We start from the raw sequence: 26799 nt of genomic DNA, 5'->3' as shown, positions 1-26799 counted from the left end.
ATGGCAGGGGCACGCCGAGCAAGCGCAGCACGCGACGCGGTCCACATGATCGACCAGGACAGATCTGCACCGTAAGGGGTGGTGGCTGAGTGGACGGGACCCGTACCCCCACCCAGACTCCCTCCGGCGACGCCGAAGCGCCCCCTTCCCCCGCCGAGGCGCAGCGGGAAAGAGCGGCACGGACCCGGGCGCTGACCCAGTCCCTCTTCGAGCAGCTCGCCCGGCACGAGCACGGCTCGGCCGAGCGCGAGCGGATCCGCGCCGCCCTCATCGAGGCCAATCTGCCGCTGGTGCGGTATGTCGCGGCGCGGTTCCGCAGCAGGAACGAGCCGATGGAGGACGTCGTCCAGGTCGGCACCATCGGCCTGATCAACGCCATCGACCGGTTCGACGCGGGACGCGGGGTGCAGTTTCCGACCTTCGCGATGCCGACGATCGTCGGGGAGATCCGCCGCTACTTCCGGGACAACGTGCGCACCGTGCACGTGCCGCGCCGGCTGCACGAGATGTGGGTCCAGGTCAGCGGCGCGACCGAGGACCTGACGACGCTGCACGGCCGGTCCCCGACCACGGCCGAGATCGCCGAGCGGTTGAAGATCAGCGAGGAGGAGGTGCTGGCCTGCATCGAGGCCGGACGGGCCTATCGGGCCACCTCGCTGGAGGCCGCGCAGGAACGCGAGGACGGGATGCCGGGACTGCTGGACCGGCTCGGCTACGAGGACCCCGAGCTGGACGGGGTGGAGCATCGGGACCTCGTCCGCCATCTGCTCGTACAACTGCCCGAACGGGAGCAGCGGATCCTGCTGCTGCGGTACTACCGGAATCTGACGCAGTCCCAGATCAGCGCCGAGCTCGGGGTCTCCCAGATGCACGTGTCGCGGCTGCTCTCGCGCAGCTTCGCGCGGCTGCGCGCCGCGAATCGCATCGACGCGTAACCGGATCAAGCGACGTCAACTTCCGTCCCATCGCTCTCAACTGTGCAGTTTTATCGACATGAGGCTACGTCGCGTTGCCTACTTGTGACATTCTGCAAGAGCTGCGTTTGCCGCAGTGGCGTGCCCGGTATGGAGGGGGAGGTGCTTCCCTCCGAGCCGAGGGCGCCGCAGCGACCGTCCGCGACCTCAAGGGGGTGGCATGTCCGTAGAACTGGGCAGCTCCAAGGTGCTCGCCGAGAACACGTCCCCGACCCCGGGGGCACCTCCCGGGCCCGCCGAGCCCGGCAGTGTGCCACCGATGCTCGACGAAGTGGCGCCGGACGACCTCGCGGCAGAGGCGCCGGCAGAGCTCGCCGGGGCCGCGACGGCGTTGCCGGGCAGCGACACGCTCGACACCCGCACCCTGTCCCGCTCCCTCTTCCAGCGCCTCGCCGCGCTGGACAAGGCGGCGGCCGACCCACCGGGGAGGGCCAACACCGCGGAGCGGATGTACGTCCGCGACACCCTCATCGAGCTGAACCTGCCGCTCGTCCGCTACGCCGCGGCCCGCTTCCGCAGCAGGAACGAGCCGATGGAGGACATCGTCCAGGTCGGCACCATCGGCCTGATCAAGGCGATCGACCGCTTCGACTGCGAACGGGGCGTGGAGTTCCCCACGTTCGCGATGCCGACCGTCGTCGGGGAGATCAAGCGCTTCTTCCGCGACACCTCGTGGTCGGTGCGGGTGCCCAGGCGCCTCCAGGAGCTGCGGCTGGCGCTGACGAAGGCGAGCGACGAGCTGTCGCAGACCCTGGACCGCTCCCCGACCGTGACCGAACTCGCGAGCTGCCTCGGCGTCTCCGAGGAGGACGTGGTCGACGGGCTGGCCGTCGGCAACGCCTACACCGCCTCCTCGCTGGACTCCCCGGCGCTGGAGGAGGACGGCGGCGAGGGCTCGCTCGCGGACCGGCTGGGCTACGAGGACAGTGCGCTGGAGGGCGTCGAGTACCGGGAGTCCCTCAAGCCGCTGCTGGCCAAGCTCCCGCCGCGGGAGCGTCAGATCATCATGCTGCGCTTCTTCGCGAACATGACGCAGTCGCAGATCGGCGAGGAGGTCGGCATCTCCCAGATGCATGTCTCCCGGCTGCTGACGCGCACGCTCGCACAGTTGCGCGAAGGGCTGATCGCGGAGGACTGACCGGAACGGGGGCGGAGTGGCACGGGGGACGACGGCAGGGATATCGACCGGGACACCTGCAGAGAGATCAGCACACACACCGATACAAACGCCGACACAAACACCAGCAGATACGCCCGCAGAAACGCCCGCAGAAACGCCCGCAGAAACGTCGGCAGAAACGTCGGCAGAGACCCCGACAGCAGGGCCGCGACGCACTGTCCGCGGCACACCTGCGGGGATGTCGGGGAAGAGAGCCGCAGGGACACGGAGAGGGGTGCCGACAAGGGCCGGGAGAACGAGGAGCACCGCGGAAGGGACACCTGGAACCGCCGACAGAGGCTTCACTTCTGATGAGGCGTCAGCAACACTGACGCCATGCGGACCCAGGGGAGCACGACACGAAGCCGTCGAGGCAGCCGGTTAGCCGCCTCGGCGGCTCTCGTCTGTCTCGGGACGCCGCTGGTCGCCGGCTGCGGCGCGGGCGACGACGACGGCTATGTGGCGGTCGGCGCGGCGGATCCGGCGGCACGGAGCGGCGATCCGGTACGGCCGGACGGCAAAGTCCGGATGGTGCCGCTGCCCGACGGCGCGGACGATTCCGACAGCGGCTCCGGCCGCGGCGGCGACAGCACACCGAGCGGCGACAGCGCCTCGAAAGGGGCGCGCGGTGGCGGGAGCGCTGATGCGGAGCGCGCCGGGGGCGGACCGGGCGCGAAGAGCGGCACCGGCGGCACCGGCGGCGCCGGCGGCACCCAGGACGGCGGTGGTCCGGGCGCGGAGCGGTCCGGTTCGGCGGCCCCGGGCTCGGCCGGCAACTCGCCCGGTTCCCGCACAGGCGGCGGCTCCGGCGGCGGCTCCGGCGGGAACCCGTCCCCCGGAAGCGGCTCGTCCGGACCGGACGCCCCGGATTCGCCCGTCCCGGACCCGCCGAGCGGGCCCGCCGTGCTGGCAGCGGGCAAGCCGCGGCGGGAGAAGGCGGACGACCGGTGGTGCGAGAAGGTGACCGTCCGCCTCACCAACTCCGGCGGCCAGGCGGTCACCGGGGGCAGGGTCACCTTCGGCACGCACATCATCGGCGCCCTCGGCGTGGACTGGGCCACCCGCGAGAGCACACATGCGCTGCCCGTACCGATCGCGGCCGGGCAGGCGAAGGAGAAGACCTGGAAGGTGTGCGTGGCCGCCTGGCGCGTGCCGTTGGGCATGCACATCGAGACCCGCGAGGTCCGGCTGACCGGCTGGAAGTAGCCGCACCCGGTCCCGACCCCGATCCCGGTCCCGGAGCAGCCCTCCGGAGCCGCCGGGCGGTCGGCGGTCGGCGGTCGGCGGTCGGCAGTCGGCAGTCGGCAGTCGGCAGTCGGCAGTCGGCAGTCGGGGCGTCAGGATGGGGCCGCCGGGCTCGTCCGACGCCGTCACCCCCGTGCGGGCATCAGGCCATCGGACGCCCGCACATCGGCGGCACCTCACAGGGCGTCAGCCGACGACACGCCGTCAGGGCGTCACGCCGTCACGCCGCCACGCCGCCACGCCGCCAGGTGAACTGTCACGCCGTCAGGAGAAGGCGAGCCAGGCGACACCGGCGAGAACGACGAGCGCGACGACGACGCCGACGATCACGCCGACCCGGGGACCCGCGGGGGCCGGTGCGGCTGCCTGCCTGCTGCCGGGCCGGGGACTGCCCTCGTCGACGAAGGCGCGGAACATCTGCGTGCTGCCTGCCGGGTCGTGTGCCTGTCCGTCCGGACCCTGCGGCGCCTGCGGGTTGTGAGCCATGTCCCAGGACCCTAGCGAACCCTCCCCCGGATGGCACAGCCGCACCGGGGAGGAGGCTGTGCACTCCCTCACACCCGGCCCACCGCCGATCACCCCACCACCTCCTCCCGTACCTCCCTGCGCACAGTCGACCGCACTCCGTGTCCGGTATCCGGCCGCCCACGCCGGCCCCACCGCCCCCTCGCGGGCGCATACCAGCAGCACACACGCTCTTTGCCAAGCGTTTGCCTGGGTTGTCCGAAATCAATTTGCCTACAGCAACCAACCATCCGTATGGTTGCCTTAAGCAACAAGTACATGGGGTGCAGATGGCCGAACGCAGTCAGTACGAGGAGCTGGCCCGGCAGATCAGCGCCATCGGCGCCGTCAAACGAGAGATGGCGCGCGGCCTCCCCCCGGAGTGCCCACCCGCCTCGGCGGCCGTCCTGACGCTCCTGGACAAGCACGGGGAGATGCGCACCAGCAGACTGGCCGAGCTGATGGCGATCGACATGTCGGTCACCAGCAGGCACGTCACCCACGTCGCCGACCGCGGCTGGATCGAGCGCCGCCCCGATCCGCAGGACGGCAGGTCCCGACTGCTGCGGATCAGCGAGAGCGGTGAACGGTTCCTCGCGGACCTCACCGCGCATCTCGTCGAGGCATTCGCCTCCCACCTGCAGGACTGGAGCGACGAGGACGTCGCCCGGCTCAACACGCTGCTCAGCCGGCTCCGTACCAGCTTCGGGGACTGCCGCGCCCGCGGCGGGACGCCCCACGAGACAACACCGACCGCACCACTGAGTTAGAAGGACGCCGAATGGCAACAACCCGATCCCAGCCGCCGGCTGGGGGGTCACGCGACGCCGCGCAGGGAGCCGGCGGTGGGGCCCGGCACGCGGCGCACGCCGCGTCGTCCGGCCGCATCCAGGCTGCCGGGGCCGAGTCGGCCGCGGCGGCGGACACCACCGCGACGGCATCCGGGCGCACGGCACCGATGACACACCGGCAGATCATGGAGGCGCTCTCCGGGCTGCTGCTCGGCATGTTCGTCGCCATCCTGTCGTCGACGATCGTCTCCACGGCGCTGCCCAAGATCATCTCCGATCTGAACGGCAGCCAGAGCTCCTACACCTGGGTCGTGACCGCGTCGCTGCTGGCGATGACCGCCTCGACCCCGCTCTGGGGCAAGCTGGCCGACCTCACCAGCAAGAAGCTGCTGGTGCAGATAGCCCTGATCGTCTTCGTCCTGGCCTCGGCCGGAGCCGGCCTGTCGCAGAACCCGGGAACGCTGATCTCCTTCCGGGTCGCGCAGGGCATCGGCATGGGCGGCCTCTCGGCCCTCGCCCAGATCATCATGGCCGCGATGATCTCCCCCCGGGAGCGCGGCCGCTACAGCGGCTACCTCGGCGCCACCTTCGCGATCGCCACCGTCGGCGGCCCGCTGCTCGGCGGCGTGATCACCGACACGAGCTGGCTCGGCTGGCGCTGGTGCTTCTACGTCGGTGTCCCGTTCGCCGTCATCGCACTGATCGTCCTGCAGAAGACCCTGCACCTGCCCGTCGTCAAGCGGCCGGGCGTCAAGGTGGACTGGGCGGGCGCGTTCTTCATCGCCGCCGCCGCCTCCACCCTGCTGCTGTGGGTCACCTTCGCCGGGGACAAGTACGACTGGCTGTCCTGGCAGACCTACACGATGGTCGGCGGATCGATCGTGCTGGGCCTGATCTTCGTACTCGTCGAGTCGAAGGCCAAGGAGCCCATCATCCCGCTGCGGCTGTTCCGCAACAGCACCATCACGCTGGCCGCGATCGCCTCGCTCTTCGTCGGTATCGCGATGTTCGGCGCGACGGTCTTCCTCAGCCAGTACTTCCAGCTCGCCCGGGGGAAGTCCCCCACGATGGCCGGCGTCATGACCATCCCGATGATCGGCGGGCTGTTCGTCTCCACCACCGTCTCCGGGCAGATCATCACCCGGACGGGCAAGTGGAAGAAGTTCCTGATCTCCGGCGGCGTGCTGATGGCCGCGGGCATGGGCCTGCTGGGAACACTGCGGTACGACACCGAGTACTGGCACATGGCGATCTTCATGGCGCTGCTCGGCCTCGGCGTCGGCATGATGATGCAGAACCTGGTGCTCGCCACCCAGAACCAGGTGGCGGTCAACGACCTCGGGGCCGCCAGCTCCACGGTCAACTTCTTCCGTTCCCTGGGCGGTGCGGTCGGCGTCTCGGCACTCGGCGCCGTGCTCTCCAACCGGATCACCCACTACATCGAGGACGGCTTCGCCAAGCTCGGCATCAAGCCGGGCGGCGGCGCCACCGGCGGTGGCGGCAGCGCCCTGCCGGACCTGGACGAGCTGCCCCCGCCGGTCCGTACCGTCGTCGAGAGCGCCTACGGGCACGGCATCGGTGACATCTACCTGTACGCCGCGCCGGTCGCACTGCTGGCGCTGGTGTGCGTGCTGTTCATCCGGGAGGTCCCGCTGCGGACCACCTCCGGGCACCAAGCGAGCGAAGACGAGAACGGCTCCGCCGCGGCGGAGCACCCTGCCGACGCGGTCGCGGACACGGACGCCGCCAGAGAGGCCGAAGCCCCCGTTCCGGCCGCGGCGACGGCCGCACCGCACCGCGGGCACACGCCGTCCGCGGCCACCGCACCGCAGAACTCCGCGGTGACCGCCCCCACCTGGGCGCCCGCGGGCACCGCGTCGGGGGCCGACACCCAGCAGCTCAGGGAGTACGCGGCCATGGCCACAGCACAGTCCCCGGCACCGATGCCGACCAGCGGCTACGGCGTCTACGGCACCGTCCGCAACGCGGAAGGAATCGGCGTCGCCCGTGCGGCCGTCACCCTGATCTCGCTCAGCGGCCGCCAACTGGGCCGCTCCGTCGCCCACGCGGACGGCTCCTACGGGCTGGACGCACCCGGAGCCGGCTCCTACGTGCTGATCGCGGCCGCCGACGGCCACCAGCCGCAGGCGTCCACGGTCGTGGTCGGCGAGGAACCCCTCAGCCACGACCTGCTGCTCTCGGGCACCAGCGGCCTCTCGGGCCAGGTCCGCGGCCGGGCCGACGGCGCCCCCGTGCAGGGCGCGATGGTCGTCGTCACGGATGTCCGCGGCGAGGTGCTCGCCACGGGCGTCACCGGCGAGACGGGCGAGTACCGGTTCGACGAACTGGTCACCGGCAGCTTCACGGTCGCCGTGAACGCGCCCGGCCACCGGCCCACCGCCCTCCCGGTCGAGGTGCAGGGCCAGGGCACGACCCGGCTGGACGTCGACCTGGCCACGGGCGCCCGGGTGACCGGCACCGTGCGCGCCGGGAACGCGCGCAGGCCGCTGCCCGACGCGCGGGTCACGCTCGTCGACGCGGCGGGCAACGTCATCGCCACGTCCACCACCGGTGAGGACGGCGCCTACGCCTTCACCGACCTGGACGCGGGCGACTACTCGGTCATTGCCGGCGGCTACCCGCCCCAGGCGAACGCCCTGCATGTGACCGGGCCCGGAGTGGACGCATACGACATCGAGTTGCACCACCCGGACGAATGACCCCCCGGTCCTGGCGGCGCGTGACACGAGCGGAGCACGCACCGCCGGGTCCGGTTCGGGGAAGGGCCCCGGCGGCCCGGATCAGCGCACTGCGCGAGCGCGGGCAAGGGACGGCCCGCCGCCGGGACGCCGGGGCCCGTCATCCACGAGACCGTTGGGGCCATGGGGCTATGGATGCCATGAGGCCATGAGGCCATGGGTGCCATCAGTTCCATGGGGCTGTGAGGCTGTGAGGCTGTGCAGCCATGAGGCCGGGGTCCGTCGGCGCCCTCAGGACCGTGGTGGACGACCCGACACCAGGAAACCGGCGTGTACCTCGCCGGGGTTCGCCGTCGCAGGTGAGAGAGAGCTGGGAGAAAGATGACAGGCGGGGCAAACGGAGCGGACCCGGGCGGAGCCGACGGCGTCACCGGCAACGGGGCCGACGGCGGGTCCGAGGCCGGGTCCGAGTCCAAGGCCGTGTCCGAGGCCAAGGCCGGGACCGGGACCGGGGCTGCGAGCGGCGGCGTACGGGCCAGGGTGCGCACCCGGGACGGATGGGCGGTGCAGCACGCGGTGCTGACCGTCACCGACATGACGGGCGCCCAGGTGCTGCGCGCCGAGGCCGACGAACAGGGCGTCGTGCACAGCGGACAGCCGCTGCCGCAGGGCGCGTACACGGTCATCGCGACAGCAGTGGGCTACGCGCCCGCCGCGTCCACGGCGATGGTCACCGCCTCCGGGCGCGCGGACCTGGGGGCTTTGGTACTGGCCCGGCAGGGCGGTGTCGAGCTGCCGCCACCGGGTCCGTGGACCATCGACCCGATGCACTCCACGGTGGCCGCGAGCGCTCAGCACCTCGGGATGACCAGCGTGCACGGCCGGTTCACCGAGTTCGGCGGCCGTATCGAGATCGCGCAGGACCCGGAGAAGTCGTCAGTGGAAGCCGTCATCAAGGCGGAGTCCATCCAGACCGGCAACGCCATGCGCGACCAGCATCTGCGCTCGGGCGACTTCCTCAACGTCGAGAACCACCCCGACATCACCTACCGGAGCACCGGCATCGACGTGGCCGGACCGGACCGGTGGACCGTACACGGCCGTCTCGAGATGCACGGCGTCGTGCGGGAGGTGGACCTGGACCTCACCTACCTGGGCAGCGGCCCCGACCCCTGGGGCGGCCAGCGCGCCGCCTTCCGGGCCACGGCCGAACTGCGGCGCTCGGACTTCGCGATGAACTACAACCAGGTCGTCGCCGCCGGGATCGCCGCCGTCGGAACCACCCTGAAGGTGGACCTGGACATCCAGGCAGTGCAAGGCGAGTCACTGCCGTTCTGAGACCAGTCGCCCCGGCAGCCTGGAGGCGCCGAGGGCGGTCCCCGGTCCTCGGCGCCGGCCGGCCGGTCCCCCGTCCTCGGCGCCTCCTGGCCGGTCAGCGGTCCTCGGGAGCCGGGGGCTGGGGCGGAATCACGGGCGTGGCCCGGTCCTGCGGGGCCGGGCCACGCCCGTACCGCGCCATGGCCTCGATCCCGGCGATCACGCAGTCCAGTGCGACGCCGAAATCCCGCTGCTCGACCGGTCGTACGGCCTCTGCGCGTACGCCCGCGCCGCACTCCGCGTACTCGGGGCGCGCACCGACCGTGGAACGCAGCGCGTCCACGCAGTCCTGCGAACTGACCCCCGCCTCGCTGCACCGCCGTTGCCAACTGGCGTCTACGGCGGCGTGCCCGTAGACGAACGAGAACAGCGCCGCCAGCGCCCCGTCGGCCTGCTGCTCGGGCAGCCCGGAGCGCAGCAGCACGCGACGCACGCCCAGTTGGAAGGACATCGCGCTCGGCCCGACGTTCAGGAAGCTGCCCAGCGTCCCCGAGGCCCACGGGTGGCGGTGCAGGAGTCCGCGCAGCGCGTAGGCCGCCTGCCGCAACTGCTCACGCCAGTCCGCCCCCGCAGCGTCCGCGTCCGGCACCTCCAGCTCTCCCTCGACGGCGTCCAGCGCGAGCTCGAGCAGGTCGTCCTTGCGATCCACATACCAGTACACGGACATCGCGGTGACTCCCAGGCGGGCCGCCAGGCGGCGCATGGAGAACTTCGCCAACCCCTCGGTGTCCAGCAGCCGTACGGCAGCCGCCGTGATCTTCTCCCGGTCCAGCCCCTCGGTCTGACCGCTCCCGGTGGCTCTGCGGCGGCTCTCCGTCCGTTCCTCCAGCCACACGCTGGTCCTGCGCATCCGGCTCGTGCGGCTGCCGTCGCTCATGGCACGCGCTCCTTGGGGGGCCGGCTCCGCGGGCCGGTCGGAAGACGGAACGGGGCGGCAACGGCCGAGATCAGCACGGACCGTCACCCCTCGATATTAATCCGTATCCGGCCCTTCATCCGCCTTCGGCGACCGGAACGCCGGTATGACGGACTCGCCGGGTTTGAAGACATAGCCCGCGCCGCGCCGCGTGTGGATCAGCGGCTCCCCGCCTGTGTCGATCTTCCGTCGCACATACGAGATGTAGATCTCGACCAGGTTGACCCGGCGACTCACGTCGTAGTTCCACACCCGGTCGAGAATCTGCGCCTTGCTGAGCACCCTGCCCGGGTTGCGCATCAAGAAGCGCAGCAACTCGAACTCCGTCGCGGTCAGCCGGATCCACACCCCACCGCGCCGCGCCCTGCGGTTCTCCTCGTCCAGCGCCAAGTCCCCGACGACGAGCATCCGCGGGGTGGCGGTCTGCCGCGGGATGCCGGGCTCCTGCGGAGTGGCTTGATCCCGCGGGGCGCCAGGCTCCTGCGGAGTGGCGTGCTCCCGCGGGGCGCCAGGCTGCCGCGGGGTTGCTTGATCCCGCGGGGTTGCTTGATCCCGCGGGGCACTCCGCTGCCGCGGGGTGGCGAGCGCGCGGGGGGCTGCATGCTCCCGCGGAGTACCGGGCTGCCGCGGGGTACTTCGCTGCCGCGGGATGCCGGGCTCCCGCTGGTCGCCGCGCTCGCGCGTGGCACCTCGCTGCCGCGGGGCCCGTTCGGCCCCTGGCGTCGCCCCCTCGGAGCGCCCGGCTCCCTCCGCCCGCGCCTGCTTCCTCGTCCCGGCCCGCTGCGCCGCCGGCACCTGCACTGCACCCGCTCCACTCCGCACCATGGGTTCACCTTCGGGCGCGGGGGTGAGAGGAATCTTGCCGTCATATGTGAATTGCCTGAGAAGCATGGGGTCCCGGGCCTCGCCACCGGCCCGGCGGCCTCCCGACCGCGTGCCGTCGCGCACGTTCGCGGCCGTCCCGCACGACAGGCGTACTCCCCAGCGGACCGGATCGCGCCCCAGTGGGCCACGGGCCACGCTCGGAGCGCTTCATCCCCCTGCCTCGAGAACCGCCCACACGACCTTCCCCCACTGCCGCTCGTCCGCGCCCCAGCCGACCGCAAGTGCCTCCACGAGCGCGAGCCCCCGCCCGCCCTCGTCCCCCTCACCCACCTCGCGTGCCACGGGCCGCGCCCGGGAGAAGTCCGCAACAGCCACGCGCACCGTCCGCACGGCGGTCCGCTCCACCACCACACGGATGGACTCCCGCCGAGCATGCTGCACGGCGTTGGCCACCAGCTCGGAGACGACCAAGGCGCCGTCGTCGGCCATGGTCTCCAGTCCCCATGCAGCGCAGGCGGCTCGGACCAGGCGCCGGGCTATGGCGGCGCTCTCGGGCTCGCGCGGCAGGGTCTCGCTGTAGCCAGGGTGCCCGGTCGGTCGGGATGTGGTGGTCGCGGTCATCTGGACCCCTCGTCGTTGGGCGGGAGGTGAGGCCCACCCCGAGGGGAACGGGCCACGCCAGCGGCCGCACGGTCCCTCCGGTGGCGGCCTGCACCCAGTGAACGACGGGCTGTGACAGCACGTGAGGAAACATCGGGCTGCCGTACAACGTGATCGACCGGAAATTTCGCGCCCGCTCCAGCCCGGACGTCCTGGTGTCTCGCTACCTTGAAGCCGTGGAGGCGAACAGACACCTGGCGGATGCCCTCGATGAAGCGGGATTCACACAGGTCGAGTTGGCAGAAGCCGTGAACGACTACCTTCGGTCCCTCGGCCGGGAAGGCACCGTGAGCGACCGCACGGTGCGCCACTGGCTGACCGGAAAGACTCTCTGGCCGCACCCCCGACAGCGCGAAGCCTTGGAAGCTGTATTCGGCCGTAGCGCCGGGGACCTCGGGTTCCGGCTCCCACCAGGTCGACGAAGCTCTACCAGGACGGAGGACCCTGTGCACCGCAGGAACTTCCTCACCGCGGCCACCGGCACGACCGCCGCCGTCGTGCCCTTCGTGGCCACCCGGCCGCACTCGGTCGGCACCACCGACGTGATCCGGCTGCGCAACGGCCTGGACACCCTGACGGCCCTGGACGCCGCCAAAGGCGGGCACGAAGCACTGGAGCGGGCCGCGCTTGCCGGTGCCGCCGAGGCGCTGGAGTTGCAGAAGCGGGCCGCCTCGCAGCGCATCCGACAGCGCCTCTTCAGCGTGGCAGCGAACTACACCGCGTCGGCGGCATGGTCGGCAGTGGACGCCCGCCGGAGCGCCCGTGCCCTCAGTCACCTGAATCGGGCGCTCTACCTGGCGGGCATGGCGAAGGATCCCGTAGCGGAACTGCGCGTGTGGAACTCGCACGCCATGCTCGCCCTGCATCGCGGAGAGTTCTCACAGGCTGTGGACGCGGGACAGGCCGCGCAGGCGACCGCTGTGACACGCCGGGACCCGCTGTTCGCCTCGCTCGCACAGGCCCGTACAGCCATCGGTCATTCCAGTGCCGGGGACCGGCGGGGCGCCCTGCGGTCCCTCGGGTACGCGGAAGAGGCGCCGTCGAAGGCGTCCTCGGAGGAAGCCCGACCGACATGGGTGGCCTTCTACGGGCCGGCCGAACTGCTGGCCATCACCGCCATCGTGCGGGACGAAACCGGGGACCCGGCGGGCGCAGAGGCAGCCTCGCACCGTGCCCTCTCAGCTATTCCGCAGCACTACCGCCGGAACCGCGCGCTGACCACCCTCCAACTCGCCACAGCTCAGCTTCACCAACGCGATGTGGACCAGGCGTGCGGCACAGCCGACCAGGTGTTCGCCCTGATGGACGGCACCGCTCTCCCCGGCCGGATGCGCTCCTACCTCGGAGACTTCTACCGCGACTTGACCACCCTCGCGCCGGGCTCCGGTACCGCGCGAGAGTGGAAGGACCGCTACCGATCAGAATGGAGCCAGGCTCGATGACCTCAGCTCTGGAGCTGCGACACTACGGTCACGACGACCTGTCGGAGATCCGGCAGACGTTGATCGGCGTACACGCGGACGTCCACGCCGAGCGGATGGCTGACGACGAGTTCCGGCAGAAGTTCCCCTGGTTCGTCGATCACTGGGGCAGCAATCCGGGCTTCTCGTGCGTGATCGCCTACGACGGGGACGAGCCCGCGGGCTTCACCTACGGCGCCCCCGGTCCGGAAGGCCGCGAGTGGTGGAGGGAGCACCTGGACCCGGCACCGGAGATGCCGCGTACCTTCCACTTCTCCGAACTGATGGTGCGTGAGCCATGGAGGAAGACGGGCACCGCCGAGCGGCTGCATCGAGCTCTCATGGACGCTCGCGACGAGCCCCGGGCCGCCCTGCTGGTCGACGTGACGCACCCGAAGGTGGAGGCGCTTTACGCGTCCTGGGGGTACCGGAAGGTCGGGGAGGACCAACCGTTCCCTGACTCACCCGTGTACGCCGTGATGATCGCGGACCTGCCGCTGCGCTGAGCCCTTGAGACGGTTTCCCATGCGGTGAGAGACGGCCTGCGGTCCGTCATCGGGACACCAGGGCTTCCGAGGTCCGCACCGCATACTGACCGTGCGGCAGGCCCTTCAGAGGGTCGGCGGTGAGTTGGTCATCGTCCCGCCGAAGACCCAGCGGTCCGCGCGCCGTATTCCGCTTCCCCGCGAGTGCGTCACCGCGCTCCGCGCCCAGCGGGCACAGCAGCTCGCAGACAAGCGGCTGGCCGGGGAGAAGTGGCGGGGAGACGTTAGCGGGCTGATCTTCACCACGAAGAACGGCACCCCGATCGAGCCCCGTAACCTCAACCGCTCGTTCGAGGCGTTGTCGGCGCGCGCCGGGGTGCGGAAGGTCCGCTTTCACGACCTGCGGCACACCTGTGCCTCGCTGCTGCATGAGCAGGGTGCCAATGCCCGGACGATCATGCAGGTCCTCGGGCACAGCTCAATCCGAGTGACCATGGACATCTACACCTTCGTGCGCCTGGACGAACAGCGCGACGCGATCGGACGGCTGGGAGACGCCCTCAACGAGGACAACGACCCCACCGATTCATGATCCGCTAGGTGGTTGCCGTCAAAACTGCCGTCAACGGGATACACCAAGGGCCCTGTTCGATGCTGAACAGGGCCCTTGAGCTGCTGCGCGCTCGGCAGGATTCGAACCTGCAACCTTCTGATCCGTAGTCAGATGCTCTATCCGTTAAGCTACGAGCGCTTGCTGTCCGGCGGTTTTTCTTGCCGGTCGGCGTTGCGGGAACAACATTACATGACCTGCGGTCCCAGGCGAAATCCATTGTCCGAACCCGCACTGACCTGCGGAAACGTATCCATGAGGGGTTTTGGGACGGAGTGGGTCCACGGTGGTCCCGATCGGACCCCACAGAGGCTCGGGGCCGCGAAGGCGCCGGGAGACTGCCCCGGAACGAGTGAAGCCCCGGACGGGCCGGGGCTTCGGTGATCTTGAGATCCGTATGCAAGGACGGACCCGTAGACCTCAAGCGGAGGCTGAGGGATTTGAACCCTCGATCAGGGGGTTACCCCGAAACCGCATTAGCAGTGCGGCGCCATAGACCAGACTAGGCGAAGCCTCCAGACACACTCCGAGCACCCGCAGGCGCGACAAAGTGTGTGCTGATGATGGCACAACCCTGGGGGCTGTCTCCAATCGGCTCCCACCGTACTCGGTCCGCGGACCCCTGGGCAAAGCACTTCGGCGGCCGCCGGGACTGAGGGCGCGGACGGCCCTGCCGCGCGCCCCGTCCCCGCGGTGCGCCCATCCGGGCCGGGTGGTGCGCCCATCCGGGGTGCGGCCGGGGTCCGGACGGGTCCGTCCGCGCAACGGCGGGCCGGAAGCGGCGTTGAACAGGGCGGGGCGTACTCGCGGCGCCCCCATCCCCTCGCCCTCGTGGAGCCGCCCCGTCCGGCCGGGCGGGAGCGCTCTCGACCTCTGGAGCCAGCCATGCCGCGCCGTACCGTCCCCGTCCTCCTGCACATCCGCCCGCTTCTCACTCTCACCGCGGTCACCTCGGCGGCGGCCGGACTGCTCGCTCTCCTCGGGGCGCCCGAGGCGACCGCGGCGGGTCGGGCAGCCACCCCTGCAGTCGCCGCCGGCGGGGCCGCGGCAACCGTGCGTCCTGTCGCGCAGCGACCGGCCGACAAGCTGACCTTCACCGTGACCCGCAGCGGGCGGGCCGCGCGGGACGGGTCGTACACCCTGCGCTGCCACCCCGCAGGCGGCGGGCACCCCGCGCCGGGCCGGGCCTGCGCCGCGCTGGACCGGGCGGCTTCGGGGGGCAGGGACCCGTTCGCGCCCGTGCCGGGGGACGCGGTCTGCACGATGATCTACGGCGGCCCCGCGCAGGCCCGCGTGACGGGCACCTGGCACGGGCGGAAGGTCGACGCCCGGTTCAGCCGGACCAACGGCTGCGAGGTGGCCCGGTGGAACCGCCTCGTTCCGGCACTGCCCCGGACCTCCTTCTGACCCTCTTCTGACCCTCTTCTGACCCTCTTCTGCTCCTCCCCTGCTCCTCTCCTGATCTTCTTCCGGCCTCCTCCTGTTCCCCTGTCCCCCTTCCTCCCTCATCCCACCGGCCCCTGCCGACCCTCCGGTCCCGTCCTGACCGCCGTGCGTCCCGCCATCCCGCAGCAGGACGTCAAGCGGAACGGATGATTCCGCGCCGCCGGGGTACCCTCGGGCACGCGCTGCCCGAGGCCCCGGACAGCGCCGCGAAGCAGCCGGGAAGCAGCCCGCGGGCAGTGGCCACAAGCCGGCCCTGGGCAGCGGCCGGAAGCGGCCTTGACGGAGGCCCGGCAGGAGCCATCAGCCGAAGCCCGGAAGGGTGACCCGGTGGTGCTCGGCGTACTCGCCTCCGTGCGCCGCCTGTTGGGCGGAGACCGCAGCGAGGGCGGCCGCCCGGCCCCCCGTACCAGGTGACCTCTCTCGCATCCGGCGCCGCGCCCGAAAGGGTGGCCCGTAGACTCCCCCTAGTGACACGCCCGGAGTGAACGGCAGACTGGCAGCCGTGACCTGACCGGACCAACTGGGAAGAAACGGGCGGAAGGTCACGCGCACCTGAGGTCAGCAGGAGGGAATTGTCGCCGTGAGCAGCAGGCCATCCCGAGGCGCTGCTCGCCTCGCCGCCATACTCGACGCACTGCCCGACGCGCTGCTCCTGGTGAACTGCAACGGCACGGTGGTGAACGCCAACGCCATCGCGCTGGAGACCCTGGAGACACCCGGCACGGCCCTCGTGGGGCGCGGGCTGCTGGATCTGCTGCCCGAGTTCGACTCGAAGCGCATCCCGGGGTCGATGCGGCGCCCGGACGAGGCCGAACAGAGCCAGGAACGGCAGAAGCCGACCCGGATGGTGGCGCGGCGTACCGACGGCAGCGAGTTCCCCGTCGAGGTGACCAGTGCGAACCTGGAGGACGGCCGGACGCCCTACGCCTCCGCGATCGAAGCCGCCTTCGCCGACAATCCGGGCGGCGGGTACACCGGCGACGAACTGCTGATGCTCGTCGTACGCGATCTCACCGGCACCCTCGACACCGAGGCCGAACTGGCGCGCCAGCAGCGTCAGACGGAGATGATCCTGCGTGCCGCCTCGGAGGGCGTCGTGGGGGTGGACTCCGAGGGCCGGGTGGTGCTCGTCAACCCGTCGGCAGCGCAGATCCTCGGCTATCGCGCCAGCGACCTCGGCGGCCAGGAACTGCACCCCCTCGTGCACCACTCGCGCCCCGACGGCACCCCACTGCCGTTCGAGGAGACCCCGTTGGCGGACAGCCTCCGCTCGGGGCGCAAGCACCGGGTGCGGGCCGGGCAGGTGCTGTGGGCGAAGGACGGGCGCGCGGTGCCGGTCGACATGACGACGGCGCCGGTGCGGGACGGCGAACAGTTGGTCGGCGCGGTGCTGACGTTCACCGACCGCCGCCCCTACGACGCCGTAGCGGGGCGGCAGACGCAGTTGCGGGCCGTACTGGAGGAGTCGCTGCGCGGACCGCTGGAGGAGCTCCGCCAGGAGCTGTCGGGGCTCTCCTCCGACCCGGCGGCGCAGTTGTGGCCGGAGGCGAACCAGATCCTCCACCATCTGTCGGCGGGCTACGCCCGGATGACGACGCTGGTCGACAACGTGCTCGGCTACCAGCGGCTGGATTCGGGCCAGGAGCGGCTGCGGACCGAGCCGGTGCCGATGGACGCGGTGGTCTCGGCGGGCGTCGAGGGGGCCACGGAACTGATCGGTCCGGGGCGCGCACAGTTCGCCGTGCACGCCCCGCCGATCGAGGCCGAGGTCGACCCGGAACGGCTCGCGGTGGCGCTGGCGCACCTGATCGCGGACGTCGCGGGCGTGGATGCGACGGGCCGCGCGCAGGTCGCGCCACCGCCCGGCGCGGACCCGACCATCGTGGTCGCAGCGGCGCAGCGGGGCGAAGTGGTCCGCATCGAGGTACGCGGCCCGTACAGCGGTGGCAGCCCGGTGCACGAACCGCTGGTGCGCGGCATCGTCACCCGGCACGGCGGTGTGCTGCAGACCCACGAGGTACCGGGTTCGGCGGGCGGCAGCGCGTACGTGCTGGAGGTCCCGGTCAAGGCGGTCGGCAACACGGCCAGGCAGTCCGGCAGCCGGGCCCGCAGGGGCGGGCCGGCCGACACGGACGGGTCCGGCACGGGCGACAGCCAGAGGGACACATCCGGTGCGGGCCACACGGCAGGCGGCGGTCACGCGGCGGGCGACGACTCGACCGGCGGCGGTGGCCGCACCCGCGCGCGTACCGGCAGCCACGCGCGGGGCGGCAGCCATGCCGGCGGCGGCGCCTCGCAGGGCGGTGGGGCCGGCGCCTTCGGCGTGCCGGGCGTGCTGCCCGGTGCGGAGCACGGCGAGACGACGGTCATGCCCGTACCGGCGGCCCCGGCCCGGGGTGTCGCCGAGCAGCCGCCGGAGGGCACCCCCCGGGGCGGCCCCCCGGCCTCCCTCCCGGCACCGGTCGAGCCCTCCGACACGGACGGCCAGGGCCAGAGCCAGAGCCAGAGCCAGAGCGACGGTACGTCGGCAGCGGCGCTGGAGCCGGTGACGGATCCGCGGCAGGCGCGAGCCGGGCTCGCCCAGGTGCCGGACCCGCGACAGAGCATGGAACTCACCGCCGGTCCGGACCCGTCCGCGCCCGACGGGGCCCCCAGTGGCCCTCCCGGGGCCGGGCCGCCCGCGCTGGGCCCCGCGCCGTCTCCCGGTGGCGCCCCAGACACCGGAATCGCGCAACCGGACCCCGGGGGCGCGCAGTCCGACGCCGGGGGCGCTCCCGGGACCGGCTCCGTGGAGGGCCCGTCGCCGGTGCCCGGCCGTCCGGTCGCGCCGGTGCCCGCGCAGCGCCCGCACCAGGAGGATCCCCGCGACGACGGCTCCGGCACGCCCCCCGACATGCCTCGCCCCACCGGGCGGCGGCGCGGGCGCCCGAGCCCGGCGGAGGAGCGGCTCGCGCAGGCGCCCTTCGAGGGCGAGGCGGGCCCTGGCGGCGGATCCGGTGCACTCGAACTGCCCGCGGGCGCCCCGGGCGGGAGCGCGACGCCCGTGCCTGTGGCAGCACAGGGGACCGGTCGGCGCGCCCGGCGTGCGCTGGGTGAGCGCACGGAGACCGCTCACGACCCGCAAGGTGCCGCAGAGGCGCCGGGTACGCAGGTTGCGGCGGAAGCCGGCAGCGCGGTGCCCGAACTGCCGGGACAGCCCGGCCCGCAGGACACGAACGGCGCCGGAGGCGAAGGGGCCGCGGGCGATCCGGAACTCTCGCCGGCCGACGGCGGGCGCAGGGCGCGGCGCATCGCGGCGGCCCGCGCGCGGGCGGAGGCGGAGGCCGAGGCCCAGCAGGGCCCGCGCCACGCGCCGTTCGCGCTTCCTCCTGCCGCCTCGGAGGTGGACCCCGTTCCCCCGTTCCAGGGCCCCGGTGCCCCGGTCCAGGACGCCGTTCCCCCGTTCCAGGGCCCCGGTGCCGAGCCGGGCGCCGGTTCCGGCACCGAGAGCGGCGCCGGTCAGCCGCCCTCGGGGGCCCCGGCGGAAGCCGCGGGCGGCCCCGGCACGGTCCCGGGCGTCCCCGGCGCGGTCCCGGGACCGCGCCCGGCGCCCGGAGCAGAGCCGGGTGCTGCGGCGGACGATCCGGCGTACGCCCCATATCCGGCGCCCCCCGCGCCCAACGGCGCCGGTCCGGGTGCGCCGCCACCGGCCGCGCCCGGCATGTGGGCGGCGCCGGGAACCGGCACCCCGGACGCCGCGGACCCGGAGACCGCGAGCCCGGACGCCGCGAGCCCGGACGGAAGCGTGCCCCCTGCCGGAGGCATGCCCGCGGACGGCAGCGCGCCCTCCGACGGAACGCCGGAGGCGGGCGCAGCAGTGGGCGCCCCGGACCCGCACGAGGAAGGCGGTGAGCCGCGGCGCGGGGACTCCTCGGTGGTCGCCGCCAGCCCGATCCTGGGCGGCGGGGTGCTCCCGGACCAGCAGCAGGCGCGGCAGGCGCACGCGCCCTCTTCCCGGCCGGAGCAGGGGCAGCCGGGCGAGTCGGGGGCCTCTGAGACCGGCCCGGGTCCCCGGGTGCGGACGCTGGGTCAGGGAGTTCCGTTCGCCGAGCGGATGGCGGAGCAGTCCGCGGCCCAGGCACAGCAGTGGCCACCGGCGCAGCATGCGACGCCGTCGGCCATGTCGGCCATACCGTCCACCCCGTCGACCCCCGCACCGCCGCCCGGCTCCGGCCGCCGCCGGAAGCTGGCGACCCCGGAGGAGCGCGTGCAGGGCAACGCCTCGCCGGGTGCCCAGGGGGGCGCTCCGACGGGCGCGTCCCAGACCGGCGGCCCGACCGGCGCGCCGCAGGGCGGTACGGGCCCGTCGGCCGAGCCCCCGCACGGACTGCCCCGCCCGGGCCCGGAGGCGGCTCCCGGCCACGGCCGGTCCTGGCCGGGGCTGCCGGGACAGCCGCAGGCCCAGGCCCAGCCCCAGGGGGGACCGGGTCAGCCGCAGGCCCCGGGACAGGGGTACGCGCAGCCGCACGGGCACGCGCAGCCGCAGGGACAGCCCGGCGCGGTGCCGGGACCGATGCCGCTGCCGCAGTCCGAGGCAGGTCCTCCGGGAACCGCCGTTGCCCCGCAGTCCGGTCGGCCTGGCCCGGGCCCGGGCCAGGCCCCAGGGCAGAGCCAGGGCGGACAGGCACCGGGCCAGGGCGGACTGGCGCACGGCAGGCCCGGCGGTCCGCAGGAATTCGCCGTCGGCGGACCAGGCGGCGGACCGGGCGCGGAGCTGGCGGAGGGACCGGAACCGCTGGACGGTCCGGACAGCCCTGTCGAGGTGACGGACGGACGGGGTTTCGGCGTACCGCCGCACGCTCTGGACGACGAGCTGCCGCCCGAGCCGCTCGACAACCCGCGGCGGCTGCTGGTCTGGCCTGAGCCGGACGTCTCCACCCAGCAGGCGCTCTCCGACCGCGGCTACCGTCCCGTCCTGGTGCACTCGCGCGAGGAGGTGGACGCGCAGATCGCGGCCTACCCTGCCGCACTGTTCGTCGACCCGCTGACCGGACCGATCACCAGGACGGCGCTGCAGTCGCTGCGTACGGCGGCAGTGGCTGCCGAGGTGCCGGTACTGGTGACGGCCGGGCTGGGCCAGGCCACCCGGGAGGCGGCCTACGGCGCCGACCCCGCGGTGCTGCTGAAGGCGCTGGCACCGCGCGACAGCGAGCAGCATCCGCCCCGGGTGCTGCTGGTGGAGGAGGAGCAGGCCATCGCGGCGGCCTTCGCGGCGACCCTGGAGCGGCGCGGCATGCAGGTCGCGCACGCGCCGACGGATTCGGAAGCGGTGCAAGTAGCCGCCCAGGTCCGGCCGAACCTCGTGGTGATGGATCTGATGCAGGTGCGGCGCCGCCGAGCCGGCATCATCGACTGGCTCCGGGTGAACGGGATACTCAACCGGACTCCGTTCGTCGTCTACACCTCGGCCGGTCTGGACCCCGAGGAGCTGCCCCGGCTGGCCTCGGGCGAGACGGTGCTGTTCCTGGCCGAGCGCTCGACCAGCGCCGAGGTGCAGGCGCGGATCGTCGACCTGCTGACGAAGATCGGCGCGAACTGACCCACCGGGACCGGCGCGAACCGCCCCACCGGGAGCGGCCCGAACCGACCGACCGGGGGTGCCCGGAGCCCGGTCCCGGGTGTGGTGGCGCCTCGCTCGGGCCGACCCGCCCCCGGCAGCCGCAGGCCAACGCGCCCCGCCCGCCGCAGGCCCGCCCGCCGCAGGCCAACGCGCCCCGCCCGCCGCAGGCCGACGCGCCTCCAGCGGGCACGCCGGCCTGCGGCTGCTCCGCGCTCAGCGCAGCTTGGTCACCTCCAGCTCGCCTGCCGCGTACTGGCGGCGCAGCACCTTCTTGTCGAACTTGCCCACGCTCGTCTTGGGTACGGCGTCGAGCGTGACCCAGCGTTCGGGAAGCTGCCAGCGGGCGATGGTCGTACCGAGGAACGTGCACAGCTCCTCGTAGGGCAGTGGTTCGCAGCCCTCCCTGAAGACGACGCCGGCCAGCGGACGCTCGCCCCACTTCTCGTCGCTGACGGCGACGACAGCGGCCTCGGCGACCGACTCGTGCGCCATCAGCGCGTTCTCCAGCTCGACGGAGGAGATCCACTCGCCGCCGGACTTGATCACGTCCTTGGCGCGGTCGGTGAGCGTCAGATAGCCGTCCGGGCTGATGACGCCGACGTCTCCGGTGCGCAGCCAGCCGTCCGGGCTGAACTTCTCCTCGGGGCGCAGCGGGGGCTTGCCCACACCGCCGAAGTAGGCATCGGCGATCCAGGGGCCGCGTACCTCCAGCTCGCCCGGCGAGGAGCCGTCCCAGGGTGCGAAGCCGCCGCCCGGAGCGGCCAGGCGGGCCTCCACTCCGGCGGGGAAGCGGCCCTGGGTGACCCGGTAGGGCCACTCCTCCTCGGGGGTGAGGCCGCCCGGCGGGTGGGCGAGGCTGCCCAGCGGGGAGGTCTCGGTCATCCCCCAGGCGTGGCAGACCCGGACGCCGTGCAGGTCCTCGAAGGCCCGCATCATGCTCCGCGGGCAGGCGGAACCGCCGATGGTGACGGTCTTCAGACTGGAGATGTCGCGCGGCGTGGCGGCGAGCTCGTCCAGCAGTCCCTGCCAGATGACGGGGACGGCCGCGGCGTGGGTGGGCCGCTCCGCGGCGATCATCTCGGCGATCGGCCCGGGCTGCAGGAAACGGTCGGGCATGAGCATGCTGACGCCGGTCATGAAGACCGCGTGCGGCAGTCCCCACGCGTTGACGTGGAACATCGGCACCACCGGCAGCGTGGTGTCGGCAGTGGTCAGCCCCATCGACTCGGCCATGTTGACCTGCATGGAGTGCAGGTAGACGGAGCGGTGCGAGTAGACGACGCCCTTGGGGTCGCCGGTGGTGCCGGAGGTGTAGCACATGGCCGCCGCCGTGCGCTCGTCCAGCTCGGGCCAGTCGTAGGCGGTCGGGCGTCCGGCGAGCAGTTCCTCGTAGTCGTGCACCTGGGCGGCGCAGTCGGCCAGCACCGAGGTGTCGCCCGGACCCACGACCACTATGTGCTCGACGGTCTCCAGCCGGGGCAGCAGCGGCGCCAGCAGCGGGAGCAGGGTTCCGTTGACCAGGATGACGCGGTCGGCCGCGTGGTTGACGATGAAGACGAGCTGCTCGGCGGGCAGCCGCAGGTTGAGCGTGTGCAGCACGCTGCCCATGGAGGGGATCGCGAAGTACGCCTCCACATGCTGCGAGTTGTTCCACATGAGAGTCGCGATCCGGTCCTCCGGTCGCACCCCCAGTGCGTCCCGCAGGGCGTGGGCGAGCTGCGCGGCGCGCTCCCCGGTCGCCCGGAAGGTCGTGCGGTGCGGCTCGGCCTCGCCGGTCCACGTGGTGATCCGCGCGTCCCCGTGGACGGTCATTCCGTGGCGCAGGATGCGCGAGATGGTCAGCGGTACGTCGTCCTGCATCGTGCTCAGCACCGGGGCCTCCCCATGGGCGGTGGATACGCGGAACGGACGCATGCCGTGCGGTGCACACCCGGTGCGCTCACGCGAGGAAGCGGTTACGCACAGGTGTGGATTTACGCACGGGTAATGCGCCGGTTTCGCGGAAGCCTGCCACCGACCGCTCGGTATGTCACGGGGTCCTGTACGGATCCGTCGCCGATCCCGGGTCGTGGACCCGCCCCCGACTCCAGTCGCGGACCGCCGCCGACCCACTCCCGGTGGTGCCGATGTTCCACGTCAACGCGTGGGGACTGCCGCCGATCCCGGTCGTGGACCCGCCGCCGATCCCGGTCGCGGACCCGTCCCCCCTCCCCCGGACACCGCCCAGGTGACCCCTTCCGGCCGCCCGGCAGGCGGCCCCGGCCGGACTGCCGGATCACCCCCGGTTCAGGCCGCGACAGCCTCCTGAGCCGGGGAATCGGCCCTGGGTCCGGCCACGGGAGCGTCCGCCCGGACGTCCGCCGCGAGCTGCGCGTCCTCCCGCAGCTTGGCCAGGGCACGCGAGACGGCGCTCTTGACCGTGCCGACGGAGACGCCGAGCACCTCGGCCGTCTGGATCTCGCTCAGGTCCTCGTAGTAGCGCAGCACCACCATGGCACGCTGCCGGGCGGGCAGCTTGAGCACCGCTCGCCACATGGCGTCTCGTACGGCCTGCTGCTCGGCCGGGTCGGGCGCGGGCAGCGGGTCGGGTTCCGGCAGCTCCTCGCAGGAGAACTCGTCCACCTTGCGGCGGCGCCACTGCGAGGTGCGGGTGTTGACCAGCGCCCGGCGGACGTAACCGTCCAGCGCGCGGTGGTCTTCTATCCGCTCCCAGGCCAGATAGGTCTTCGTCAGTGCCGTCTGGAGCAGGTCCTCGGCGTCACTGGGATTGGCCGTGAGGGAGCGGGCGGTGCGCAGCAGCACCGGGCCGCGCGCTTGGACGTAGGAAGTGAACGTCAGTGGCTGTCCCCCGGAGCCTGGCTGCACCGCAAGGGACCGCGCGTGCTTCGCATTGAAGGTCCGGGGAGTCCGAACTGTCCCAGGCGTGGTCATGGCATCCACGCTAGGAGCCGACCGGCCTCCCCGGATCGCCCGAAGGTCCCGATGCCGCGTCCGCCTCAGGGTGTAGTGGTGGTGCTTCCTACACCTCCTGTAGGTGGAGAGAATCCACCAGGCGGATCAGGGTGCGCCGGAGCCGCTCATCCGACGACCGCCACCGGGGCGTCCACGAGGTTCTGGTCGATGTGCACCGTGTGGCCGCCGTAGGTGCGCTTCACGTTGCCCGTGTGCTGGTGGATGCGTCGGTGCGGCTGCCACGCCTCCGGATCGAGGTTGCGCTCCCCGTCGAGCGACGGCTCGGTGCGCCAGCGGGCGAACCACATCGCCGACGGCAGCCCCCGGGCGCCCGCGGCGCGGGCCTTCTCCAGGTGTGCGACGCCGGAGTCCGCGCTGCTGTAGAAGCCGGCGACGTACCCCTCGGCGCGTACCGCGCTGTTCCATCCCTGGATGAAGCGCAGCGTGGTGTCGGCGCACTTCTGCTGCTTGTACCGGTACGCCTCCATGTCGAGGTAGACGGCGCTGCTCCTGCCCATCCCGAGCTTCTCCGCCTGGCGTACGGCGTCCAGCCCCTCGCGCTTCCCCTGCCCGTAGGGGTCCTTGTCGGACATCCGGAACCTGCGCTTGTTCTTGGCGATGACACAGGGCGCCTGCGAGCCCACGTAGACCGGCATCAGCTTCCAGCCCTGCTGATCGACCGTACGCACCCAGTCCGGGCTCAGATGCTTCTGCTTCGGGCACCCTCTGCCGCGGCCGCCGATGTAGACGCCGGCGGCACCGAACGGCGAGGTGCCGTGCCAGGCCCGCATGGTGTCCGCCGAGGGAGCCTGGCAGGTGTCGAAGGCGTTGCCGCGGAAGATCTGCGCCCCGAACTCACGAGGGTCGCCGCGCACCAGGGAGGGCTGGTCCCCCGGGTCGGCGCCGGGCGTCTCCGGGTCGGCGGGCGCGTCCGGCGCGGCCGGGTCGGTCAGCCTCCCGGATTCGCCGGGGTCGCCCCCCGGTTCGCCCGGCTCGCGCGGTTCCCCCGCCCCCGGCTCCCCGGGGGGCGGCGCGCCGCCACCGGGGGCGGTGTCGGACGGGGTGCCGTCCAGGGCGGGAGCGGCGGGGCGGTAGGCGGCGGAGTCAGGGGGAGTGGGTTCGGCACCGGAGGCGGGGACAGCACCTCCGGTGAGCACAGTGGCGAGCGCGGCCGACAGCAGGGCGGCCCGTCGCATCATCTGATTTTTGGTCGCCATGGGCCGAGTGAACGAGCCGGAACCCGCGGAACCGGTCAGGCACGCCCGCCGCGCTCCACGATTCAGCCATCTGCCGCACGGCCCCGGACCCCCTTCCCGCCCGTCGGAGTACCGGCGAGGCACCGAGAGCGTCCGGCGGAGCAAGGGGAACGCCCAACGGAGCAAGGGAAAGCACCCGGCGGAGCAAGGGGAACGCGCGGCGGAGTGCCGGAGCATCCGGAGGGAGTGCGCTGCGCGGTCACCGGGTCAGCACCAGTCCGGAGGTGGGCACCCCGGTACCCGCCGTGACGAGCACCCGGGCACATTCGTCAACCTGGTTGACGGATGTGCCGCGAAGCTGGCGCACCGCCTCCGCGATGCCGTTCATACCGTGCAGATACGCCTCCCCCAACTGGCCCCCGTGGGTGTTGAGCGGCAGTGTCCCCGCGGCGACGAAGTCCGCTCCCGCACCCCGCGGGCAGAAGCCGAACTCCTCCAACTGCATCAGCACGAACGGAGTGAAGTGGTCGTACAGCACGGCCACGTCGATGTCCCCGGGCTCCAGACCACTGGTGCGCCACAGTTGCCGCGCCACGACACCCGACTCGGGCAGCCCGGTCAGGCCGTCGCGGTAGAAGCTCGTCATCTGCTCCTGCCCGCGCCCCGCCCCCTGGGCCGCCGCCGTGATCAGCGCGGGCCGGTGCGGCAGGTCCCGGGCCCGCTCGGCCGAGGTGACGACCAGAGCCTGGCCGCCGTCCGTCTCCTGGCAGCAGTCGAGCAGCCGCAGCGGCTCCACGATCCACCGGGAAGCCGCGTGCTCGGCCAGGGTGAGGGGCCGTCCGTGGAAGTGGGCGGCGGGATTGGTCGCCGCGTACTTCCTGTCGACCACCGCGACCTGACCGAAGACCTCCGGAGACAGTCCGAAGGTGTGCAGGTAGCGCTGCGCCGCCATGGCCACCCAGGACGCGGGAGTCAGCAGGCCGAAAGGCAGCGACCAGCCGAGCGCGGCACCCTCCGCCGACGGCTCGCGCTGCTGCACACCCGAACCGAAGCGCCGCCCCGAGCGCTCGTTGAACGCCCGGTAGCACACCACCGTCTCCGCGAGGCCGCAGGCGACGGCAAGTGCCGCCTGCTGCACCGTGGCACAGGCCGCGCCGCCGCCGTAGTGCACCCGTGAGAAGAACGACAGCTCTCCGATCCCGGCCGCCTGCGCGACGGTGATCTCCGGACTGGTGTCCATGGTGAAGGTGACCATGCCGTCCACGTCGCCCGGCACCAGCCCGGCGTCGTCCAGCGCCGCCCTGACGGCTTCCGCCGCGAGCGCCAGTTCGCTGCGCCCCGAGTCCTTGGAGAACTCCGTCGCACCGATACCGACGACTGCAGCCCGGCCGCCCAGCGAGTCCGCTCTCCGCAGGCTCATGCGGGGACGCCCTCTCCGCCCAGCGTGACGGTGACCGAACCGGTGACGTGCGTGCCGAGCCGGTTGTCGCCCCGCACGGCGATCTCGACCGTGGCGCCCTCGGTCGCCGACGCACCGGGAGCGGGCGGCGTGACCGCAGTGACACGTCCCGACAGCGCCATGGTGTCCCCGGGGTGGTTGGGAGCCCCCAACCGGATGGCGACCTTGCGCAGTACCGCGTGTGGGCCTGCCCAGGCGGTGACGTAGCGGCCCACCAGACCGTTGGTCGTCAGGATATTCATGAACACATCAGGAGAGCCCTTGTCCTTCGCCGCCTCGGCGTCGTGGTGGACGTCCTGGAAGTCGCGGGAGGCCAGCGCCCCCGAGACGATCAGAGTACGGGTCACCGGGATGTCCAGCGGCGGCAACTCGTCCCCTCGGCGAAGGCACGACGAGGCCGTCGCGTCCGGCCCGGGACCGGCACCCGCCCCGCTGCCGGCAT

The 26799-nt window shown here is 72.5% G+C and carries 19 protein-coding genes, 2 tRNA genes and 1 pseudogene; 11 read left to right on the top strand and 11 right to left on the bottom strand.

Features of this window, described 5'->3' with window-relative positions; genetic code table 11:
- Positions 1 to 89 precede the first annotated feature (89 nt).
- The 3 genes from BMX65_RS06710 (at position 90) to BMX65_RS06700 (ending at position 3339) form a co-directional block, all read left to right on the top strand.
- Positions 90 to 935 carry an RNA polymerase sigma factor SigF gene (locus BMX65_RS06710; RefSeq protein WP_074999182.1) on the top strand — a complete coding sequence of 282 codons (846 nt, stop codon included), beginning with the start codon at positions 90 to 92 and terminating at the stop codon, positions 933 to 935.
- Positions 936 to 1134: 199 nt separating this feature from the next.
- The gene (locus BMX65_RS06705; protein WP_074999181.1) at positions 1135 to 2112 is read left to right on the top strand and encodes an RNA polymerase sigma factor SigF; all 978 of its coding nucleotides are present in this window, start codon (positions 1135 to 1137) and stop codon (positions 2110 to 2112) included.
- 357 nt (positions 2113 to 2469) lie between these two features.
- Positions 2470 to 3339: a hypothetical protein gene (locus tag BMX65_RS06700; protein ID WP_074999180.1), complete on the top strand. Its 870-nt coding sequence runs from the start codon at positions 2470 to 2472 to the stop codon at positions 3337 to 3339.
- A gap of 303 nt (positions 3340 to 3642) precedes the next feature.
- Here BMX65_RS06700 and BMX65_RS06695 read toward each other — a convergent pair whose 3' ends face one another.
- Positions 3643 to 3864, bottom strand: a complete 222-nt coding sequence (locus tag BMX65_RS06695; RefSeq protein ID WP_177214202.1) for a hypothetical protein — start codon at positions 3862 to 3864, stop codon at positions 3643 to 3645.
- 308 nt (positions 3865 to 4172) lie between these two features.
- Between BMX65_RS06695 and BMX65_RS06690 the strand changes: the two genes are divergently transcribed.
- From BMX65_RS06690 to BMX65_RS06680, 3 genes are all read left to right on the top strand, one after another.
- Positions 4173 to 4652 carry a MarR family winged helix-turn-helix transcriptional regulator gene (locus BMX65_RS06690; RefSeq protein WP_074999303.1) on the top strand — a complete coding sequence of 160 codons (480 nt, stop codon included), beginning with the start codon at positions 4173 to 4175 and terminating at the stop codon, positions 4650 to 4652.
- A gap of 188 nt (positions 4653 to 4840) precedes the next feature.
- Positions 4841 to 7393 carry an MFS transporter gene (locus tag BMX65_RS06685; protein WP_239502075.1) on the top strand — a complete coding sequence of 851 codons (2553 nt, stop codon included), beginning with the start codon at positions 4841 to 4843 and terminating at the stop codon, positions 7391 to 7393.
- Between the two features lie 360 nt (positions 7394 to 7753).
- A complete protein-coding gene (locus BMX65_RS06680) occupies positions 7754 to 8710 on the top strand; it encodes a YceI family protein (protein WP_239502052.1) in 957 nt (318 codons plus the stop codon).
- Positions 8711 to 8804: 94 nt separating this feature from the next.
- Here the strand turns inward: BMX65_RS06680 and BMX65_RS06675 are convergent, their stop codons facing one another.
- The 3 genes and pseudogenes from BMX65_RS06675 to BMX65_RS06665 all read right to left on the bottom strand — a co-directional run bounded on the left by BMX65_RS06675 (position 8805) and on the right by BMX65_RS06665 (position 11111).
- On the bottom strand, positions 8805 to 9626 hold the full coding sequence (locus BMX65_RS06675; protein WP_074999178.1) for a TetR/AcrR family transcriptional regulator: 822 nt from the start codon (positions 9624 to 9626) through the stop codon (positions 8805 to 8807).
- 96 nt (positions 9627 to 9722) lie between these two features.
- A pseudogene (locus tag BMX65_RS06670) lies at positions 9723 to 10073 on the bottom strand (winged helix-turn-helix domain-containing protein); the annotation flags it as partial.
- A 624-nt stretch (positions 10074 to 10697) separates the two neighbouring features.
- Positions 10698 to 11111, bottom strand: coding sequence for an ATP-binding protein (locus BMX65_RS06665; protein ID WP_074999176.1), 414 nt, complete (start codon positions 11109 to 11111; stop codon positions 10698 to 10700).
- Between the two features lie 149 nt (positions 11112 to 11260).
- On the opposite strand from BMX65_RS06665, the gene BMX65_RS06660 reads away from it, so the two are divergent.
- The 3 genes from BMX65_RS06660 (at position 11261) to BMX65_RS06650 (ending at position 13687) form a co-directional block, all read left to right on the top strand.
- Positions 11261 to 12592 carry an NsdA family TPR-like regulatory protein gene (locus tag BMX65_RS06660; protein ID WP_483316221.1) on the top strand — a complete coding sequence of 444 codons (1332 nt, stop codon included), beginning with the start codon at positions 11261 to 11263 and terminating at the stop codon, positions 12590 to 12592.
- Positions 12589 to 13116, top strand: coding sequence for a GNAT family N-acetyltransferase (locus BMX65_RS06655; RefSeq protein WP_074999175.1), 528 nt, complete (start codon positions 12589 to 12591; stop codon positions 13114 to 13116). The genes BMX65_RS06660 and BMX65_RS06655 overlap by 4 nt, the downstream gene beginning before the upstream one ends.
- 91 nt (positions 13117 to 13207) lie before the next feature.
- A complete protein-coding gene (locus BMX65_RS06650; RefSeq protein WP_239502051.1) occupies positions 13208 to 13687 on the top strand; it encodes a tyrosine-type recombinase/integrase in 480 nt (159 codons plus the stop codon).
- Between the two features lie 86 nt (positions 13688 to 13773).
- Here BMX65_RS06650 and BMX65_RS06645 read toward each other — a convergent pair.
- Positions 13774 to 13846, bottom strand: a tRNA-Arg gene (locus BMX65_RS06645).
- A 284-nt stretch (positions 13847 to 14130) separates the two neighbouring features.
- Positions 14131 to 14222, bottom strand: a tRNA-Ser gene (locus BMX65_RS06640).
- A 368-nt stretch (positions 14223 to 14590) separates the two neighbouring features.
- On the opposite strand from BMX65_RS06640, the gene BMX65_RS06635 reads away from it, so the two are divergent.
- Positions 14591 to 15112, top strand: a complete 522-nt coding sequence (locus tag BMX65_RS06635; protein ID WP_079171723.1) for an SSI family serine proteinase inhibitor — start codon at positions 14591 to 14593, stop codon at positions 15110 to 15112.
- Positions 15113 to 15731: 619 nt separating this feature from the next.
- The gene (locus BMX65_RS06630; protein ID WP_079171722.1) at positions 15732 to 20729 is read left to right on the top strand and encodes a PAS domain-containing protein; all 4998 of its coding nucleotides are present in this window, start codon (positions 15732 to 15734) and stop codon (positions 20727 to 20729) included.
- A gap of 234 nt (positions 20730 to 20963) precedes the next feature.
- On the opposite strand, the gene BMX65_RS06625 is transcribed toward BMX65_RS06630, so the two are convergent.
- From BMX65_RS06625 to BMX65_RS06605, 5 genes are all read right to left on the bottom strand, one after another.
- Positions 20964 to 22622, bottom strand: a complete 1659-nt coding sequence (locus BMX65_RS06625; protein WP_074999173.1) for a long-chain fatty acid--CoA ligase — start codon at positions 22620 to 22622, stop codon at positions 20964 to 20966.
- A gap of 414 nt (positions 22623 to 23036) precedes the next feature.
- Positions 23037 to 23681: a SigE family RNA polymerase sigma factor gene (locus tag BMX65_RS06620; protein ID WP_239502050.1), complete on the bottom strand. Its 645-nt coding sequence runs from the start codon at positions 23679 to 23681 to the stop codon at positions 23037 to 23039.
- 146 nt (positions 23682 to 23827) lie between these two features.
- Entirely contained in the window at positions 23828 to 24919 is a 1092-nt protein-coding gene (locus BMX65_RS06615) for a glycoside hydrolase domain-containing protein (protein WP_239502049.1), read from the bottom strand.
- Between the two features lie 238 nt (positions 24920 to 25157).
- Positions 25158 to 26318 (bottom strand): lipid-transfer protein, encoded by a 1161-nt coding sequence (locus tag BMX65_RS06610; RefSeq protein WP_074999170.1) that lies wholly within the window; start codon positions 26316 to 26318, stop codon positions 25158 to 25160.
- Entirely contained in the window at positions 26315 to 26704 is a 390-nt protein-coding gene (locus BMX65_RS06605) for a hotdog family protein (protein WP_275435179.1), read from the bottom strand. Before BMX65_RS06605 ends, BMX65_RS06610 begins: the two co-directional genes overlap by 4 nt.
- Positions 26705 to 26799: the final 95 nt, after the last annotated feature.

Origin of the sequence: Streptomyces qinglanensis (assembly GCF_900111245.1) — a bacterium.
GTDB lineage: Bacteria > Actinomycetota > Actinomycetes > Streptomycetales > Streptomycetaceae > Streptomyces > Streptomyces qinglanensis.
This window is presented reverse-complemented; position numbering and strand designations above follow the sequence as displayed.

What these genes read in the sequence shown, in the direction of transcription:
- BMX65_RS06705 (WP_074999181.1), top strand. Translation starts at nt 1,135, where the DNA reads ATGTCCGTAGAACTGGGCAGCTCCAAGGTGCTCGCCGAGAACACGTCC.
- BMX65_RS06690 (WP_074999303.1), top strand. Translation starts at nt 4,173, where the DNA reads ATGGCCGAACGCAGTCAGTACGAGGAGCTGGCCCGGCAGATCAGCGCC.
- BMX65_RS06620 (WP_239502050.1), bottom strand. Translation starts at nt 23,681, where the DNA reads ATGACCACGCCTGGGACAGTTCGGACTCCCCGGACCTTCAATGCGAAG.
- BMX65_RS06700 (WP_074999180.1), top strand. Translation starts at nt 2,470, where the DNA reads ATGCGGACCCAGGGGAGCACGACACGAAGCCGTCGAGGCAGCCGGTTA.
- BMX65_RS06615 (WP_239502049.1), bottom strand. Translation starts at nt 24,919, where the DNA reads ATGGCGACCAAAAATCAGATGATGCGACGGGCCGCCCTGCTGTCGGCC.
- BMX65_RS06695 (WP_177214202.1), bottom strand. Translation starts at nt 3,864, where the DNA reads ATGGCTCACAACCCGCAGGCGCCGCAGGGTCCGGACGGACAGGCACAC.
- BMX65_RS06655 (WP_074999175.1), top strand. Translation starts at nt 12,589, where the DNA reads ATGACCTCAGCTCTGGAGCTGCGACACTACGGTCACGACGACCTGTCG.
- BMX65_RS06675 (WP_074999178.1), bottom strand. Translation starts at nt 9,626, where the DNA reads ATGAGCGACGGCAGCCGCACGAGCCGGATGCGCAGGACCAGCGTGTGG.
- BMX65_RS06685 (WP_239502075.1), top strand. Translation starts at nt 4,841, where the DNA reads ATGACACACCGGCAGATCATGGAGGCGCTCTCCGGGCTGCTGCTCGGC.
- BMX65_RS06665 (WP_074999176.1), bottom strand. Translation starts at nt 11,111, where the DNA reads ATGACCGCGACCACCACATCCCGACCGACCGGGCACCCTGGCTACAGC.
- BMX65_RS06635 (WP_079171723.1), top strand. Translation starts at nt 14,591, where the DNA reads ATGCCGCGCCGTACCGTCCCCGTCCTCCTGCACATCCGCCCGCTTCTC.
- BMX65_RS06680 (WP_239502052.1), top strand. Translation starts at nt 7,754, where the DNA reads ATGACAGGCGGGGCAAACGGAGCGGACCCGGGCGGAGCCGACGGCGTC.
- BMX65_RS06610 (WP_074999170.1), bottom strand. Translation starts at nt 26,318, where the DNA reads ATGAGCCTGCGGAGAGCGGACTCGCTGGGCGGCCGGGCTGCAGTCGTC.